1 protein-coding gene is annotated in these 1,117 nt (G+C 40.4%); it reads right to left on the bottom strand.

The features are described 5' to 3' along the window. Positions 1-1,117 (bottom strand): putative bifunctional diguanylate cyclase/phosphodiesterase (locus NW827_RS04500; RefSeq protein WP_414503380.1); only part of this gene is annotated, 1,117 nt, incomplete at both ends.

Below are 1,117 nucleotides of genomic sequence, written 5' to 3'. Positions count from 1 at the left end.
GTCCCATGTCGCAACCAAATTCTCTGAGCTTGTAAAGCTGAGCTACATTTTCTACACCTTCTGCGACCACGGATAAATGCAAACTTTTTGCCAGAGTAATTATAGTGCGGGCTATAGCGGAATTTTGTGTTTCTCGCTCCATGCCATTTATGAAAGAACGATCAATTTTGAGCGTATCAACGGGAAAGCGATGTAGGTAGCTGAGGCTAGAGTAACCGGTTCCAAAATCGTCAATCGAAATTTTAGTTCCTAGTTTTTTGAATTTTTCCAAGATTTCTACAGCTTTCTCTGCATCTTCCATGATAGTGCTTTCCGTTATCTCCAGTTTCAGACTGCCCGGTGGGATCTTGCTTTCATAGATTACTCTTTCAACCTCATCATACAATGACTTTTCAGAGAAATGAACGCTTGAAAGATTAACGCTGATTGTAAGATCGGGTGCAAGGTCTTGGCAGTAGAAAAGTTTTTTACAAGCTTGAGCCAAGATCCAATAAGTCATAGGCTCTATGAGTCCGTTCTTTTCGCAGAAGCTTATAAATTCTCCCGGCATTACAAGCCCTCTTTTCGGATGCCTCCATCGAATCAAAACTTCAAAGCCGACGAGTGTTAAACTTTGCATCGAAACTATCGGTTGGAAATAAGGCTCAAATTCTTTTTTCTCAAGTGCATTACGTAGCTCTAGTTCGAATTGTTGAAGCTTCAATATACGCTCTTGCATGGAACTATCGAAAATTGCATAGCCTTTTTCGGACTCTTTTGCTTCCTGTAAAGCAATCTCTGCTTCTTTTATTAGATCTTCTGCGCGAACATGACTTTCCTTACAAAGAGCGATTCCTAGGATCGGCTTGATCGTTACCTCGTTGCCATCTACCTTGTAAGGCTTTCTTAATTTTGAAATAGCCAGGTTGGCAAAGTCTTTTGCTTCTTTTTCGTTCATATTGTTCAGGATCAAACCGAATCTTGAGCCTTCTAATCTGGCCAGAAAATCTCCTATTTTCGTTAATTCTCTAACTCTTTCTGAGACTCTTCTTATCAATCTATCGCCGTAGATATTTCCCAGAGATTCGTTTATGTTATTCTCATAAACCCATCTGAAGCTGCCGACGACACCATACTT

The organism is Synechococcus sp. H70.1 (assembly GCF_047502705.1).
Taxonomy (GTDB): Bacteria; Cyanobacteriota; Cyanobacteriia; order Thermostichales; family Thermostichaceae; genus Thermostichus.
Note: the sequence above shows the minus strand (reverse complement) of the source record. Positions and strands in the feature narration are given on the sequence as shown.